At 57.8% G+C, this 3,548-nt stretch carries 3 protein-coding genes and 1 tRNA gene; 2 read left to right on the plus strand and 2 right to left on the minus strand.

What is annotated here, in order from left to right; translation table 11 throughout:
• Nucleotides 1–297, plus strand: a 297-nt coding sequence (locus ACESMB_RS14965) for a diguanylate cyclase domain-containing protein (RefSeq protein WP_372971985.1), incomplete at its 5' end; no start/stop codon positions are given.
• Between the two features lie 123 nt (nucleotides 298–420).
• On the opposite strand, the gene ACESMB_RS14970 is transcribed toward ACESMB_RS14965, so the two are convergent.
• Both ACESMB_RS14970 and ACESMB_RS14975 read right to left on the minus strand, forming a co-directional pair.
• Nucleotides 421–511, minus strand: a tRNA-Ser gene (locus tag ACESMB_RS14970).
• A gap of 137 nt (nucleotides 512–648) precedes the next feature.
• Nucleotides 649–855: a DUF2905 domain-containing protein gene (locus ACESMB_RS14975; protein ID WP_372927704.1), complete on the minus strand. Its 207-nt coding sequence runs from the start codon at nucleotides 853–855 to the stop codon at nucleotides 649–651.
• Between the two features lie 144 nt (nucleotides 856–999).
• Here ACESMB_RS14975 and ACESMB_RS14980 point away from each other — a divergent pair.
• On the plus strand, nucleotides 1,000–3,548 hold a 2,549-nt coding region (locus ACESMB_RS14980), incomplete at its 3' end, for a biotin carboxylase N-terminal domain-containing protein (protein WP_372971986.1).

Raw genomic sequence — 3,548 nt, forward strand, 5'->3', positions numbered from 1 at the left:
CTGCGGGAAGGCGATTTCATTGCCCGTATCGGGGGCGATGAATTTGTTGTGTTCGGCAGCGCCGTTTCCGAGGCGTATTCGGATAGCAGAAAGGCCATACAGAAACGCATCGAGGATTTCAGCAAAGGGACATTTCATCTCGGCGTTGCGGACATCGATTATGAAGGGGCCAGTGTCGGCGTGGTGACCTCAGAGCCGCGGATGAAAGAGCCGGAGGCATTGTTGTCGTTGGCGGATGAGGCGATGTACCGGGTAAAGAAAGCCAGGCGCAGGGAACAGCTGGAGACAGATTTTTAAGGGAGGGACTAATTGGGCCTTTGGCCCTCAGCCCTTCGGGGCCGTCATCGCTTTGCTCCGCCGTTCATTACCCTGCCAATCAGCCAATAAAAAACCCCAGCATTTTTTGCTGGGGTTTTGTATTGGCGGAGAGGGAGGGATTCGAACCCTCGAAACGCTATTAACGTTTACACACTTTCCAGGCGTGCGCCTTCAGCCACTCGGCCACCTCTCCAATACTCTTTAAATAAACTGTTCCAAATCAGCAACGTCGTCGCTCATTTGAGGGCGCAAACTCTAATGGTTTTATGGCGGTTTGGCAACTCCATTTTTCAAATCAAATGGCTAAACGTCGTCTGCCTGCGCCATCAGTTAACGATTGAAAAGATTCAGCAGGACCGTCAGCACGATACTTATCAGGATCATGGAGGTAATGGGTACGAAAAGCTGGCTTCTGTCAGAGCGTACATTGATGTCGCCCGGCAGCTTGCCAAACCACTGGAACAGCCATGGCGCGACATGGAGCAGAAGGCCCAGAACCACCAGCGCAATGCCTGCGATAATCAGCCAGCGCGACATATGTACTCCAGTTCAGAGTGAATCAACCCAACAATCAATACGGTTGATATTGGGCGATAAGTAAAGATCACTTCAACCCCCGGCGTGATCGTTCTAGGCTGATTTGTTCATTCGAACACTACTTTCCAGAGGATACCCCGATCGATGCCTTTTCAACGTCTGCTTATTGCCAACCGTGGTGAAATTGCGATCCGTGTTGCACAGGCGGCTGCGGAACTCGAGATACCGACCGTGGCGGTTTATGCAACAGATGACGCCCAGTCACTGCACGTTCGAAAAGCAGACGTTTCCGTCGCCCTGGAGCAATCCGGGCCGGCTGCCTATCTGGATGGAGATCGGCTGATCAGCATCGCGAAACAATACCGGTGTGATGCTATTCACCCCGGTTACGGTTTCCTTAGTGAGAGTGCGGATTTCGCACGGCAGTGTGAGGCGGCAGGCATCTTTTTTATCGGGCCATCACCGGCGGTGCTGGATGTTTTCGGCGACAAGGCAAGCGCCCGCCAACTGGCGAAAAAGCACGGTGTGCCCCTGATACATGGCACCAACGAACCCACCAGCCTGGAATCCGCCAGATCTTTTATGGAGTCCCTTGGCGAAGGTGGCGCGGTAATGCTCAAGGCCATTGCGGGTGGCGGTGGGCGCGGTATGAGGCCGGTTTTCTCCCTGGCGGAACTGGATTCCGCGTTTCAGCGCTGCCGGTCAGAGGCAGCGGCGGCTTTTGGCAACGGCGATCTGTACATCGAGCAGTTGATGCCGGAGGCAAGACACATTGAGGTTCAGGTTATCGGTGATGGCACTGGCGTCACCCACTTGTGGGAGCGGGACTGCACACTGCAGAGGCGCAATCAGAAAGTCATGGAAATCGCGCCGGCTCCCGACCTGGCAGTGGCGCTTCGAGACCAGCTGTTGGCGGATGCCGAGATGCTTGCCAGCGCCGTCGGTTATCGCGGCCTGTGCACCGTCGAATTCCTGGTGGACACAAAAACCGGCCACTATGTATTTCTCGAGGCCAACCCCCGCATACAGGTCGAACATACGATCACCGAAGCCATAACCGGGCTGGACCTGGTACAGCTCCAGATAAGGATTGCTGCCAGTGTGAGGCTCGCAGAGCTTGGACTTTCCGGCCCACCTGCCCCCAGGGGCCGGGCAATTCAGCTTCGAATAAACCTGGAGACCATGGCCGAAGACGGCAGCGCCCGGCCCGCAGGCGGCAGAATTGCTGCCTATGAACCGCCCAGCGGCCCCGGTATCCGGATCGACGGCTACGGCTACAGCGGTTATAGCACCAGCCCGGCCTACGATTCCCTGTTGGCGAAGCTGATCGTTCATTGCGAGAGCGACTACACCACCCTGCTTCGTCGCGCCTATCGTGCCCTGTGCGAATTCCGGCTGGAAGGCGTTCCCAGTAACATTCCGTTCCTGCAGAATCTGTTAAAACACCAGCAGACTGAATTGAATAACATATCGACCCGGTTTATCGACACCCATGCGCCGGAGCTGGTAACTGCAGACGCGAACCCTCATCCCAATCGCTATTTCAGCGCAACCGACGCAACAGAAGCCCAGGCTTCACCGGTTGCCGCCGGGCCGGATGGTGCGGATCCGGTCAACTCCCCGGCCCAGGGCGTTATCGTCAGTATTGACGTGGAACCGGGTCAGACCATCGTCGAGGGTCAACCGGTTGCCGTACTGGAAGCCATGAAAATGGAGTTTGTGATCAAGGCCGGGCAAAGCGGGCGCGTGATGGCTGTGGCTGCCAGCACCGGTGATGCCGTGTACGAGGATCACCCACTGATGTTTGTTGAACCCGGAGAAGTGGCCGCTGTTGAAGCTGCGACGGAGGAATCAGTGGACCTGGAACAGGTCCGCGCGGACCTGCAAGAGGTTCTTGCACTCCATGATCAACTGGCCGACGAACAACGGCCCGAGGCAGTGGCAAAGCGCCGCAAAAATGGCCAGAGGACAGCGCGGGAGAATCTGGCAGACCTGCTGGATGATGGCAGTTTCATGGAATACGGTGCTTTGGCTCTGGCAGCGCAACGTACCCGCCGGAGCCCGGAAGAACTCCAGGCTCTCAGCCCGGCGGACGGGCTGGTGGCCTGTATCGGTACGGTCAACGCCGAACACTTTGGCGCCGACGTCGCCCGCTGTATGGCCATGAGCTACGACTACACTGTATTCGCCGGCACCCAGGGTGTGATGAATCACAAGAAAACCGACCGTATGCTGGAACTGGCGGAAAAACAACGCCTGCCGCTGGTGTTTTACACCGAAGGCGGTGGCGGCAGGCCCGGCGATGTGGACTGGGTTGGCGTAGCAGGGCTGGATTGCACCACCTTCATGCGCATGGCCCGGCTGAGCGGCAATGTGCCCCTGGTCGGCATCGCATCCGGTCGCTGTTTTGCCGGCAACGCTGCCCTGCTCGGTTGTTGTGACGTAATTATTGCCACCGGTAACGCCACCATTGGCATGGCCGGTCCGGCGATGATTGAAGGTGGCGGGCTTGGCCGGTTCATGCCCGAGGAAGTCGGCCCGGTGTCGACCCAGAACCGTAATGGCGTGGTTGATATAGTCGCCACAGACGAAGCGGACGCCACCCGCATCGCCAAACAGTACCTGGCCTGCTTTCAGGGTGACCTGCCCGCCGGGGAGGCTGCAGACCAGCGCGAACTGCGGCACCTGATCCC

Origin of the sequence: Marinobacter sp. (assembly GCF_041686475.1) — a bacterium.
Taxonomy (GTDB): domain Bacteria; phylum Pseudomonadota; class Gammaproteobacteria; order Pseudomonadales; family Oleiphilaceae; genus Marinobacter.

What these genes read in the sequence shown, in the direction of transcription:
- ACESMB_RS14975 (WP_372927704.1), bottom strand. Translation starts at nt 855, where the DNA reads ATGTCGCGCTGGCTGATTATCGCAGGCATTGCGCTGGTGGTTCTGGGC.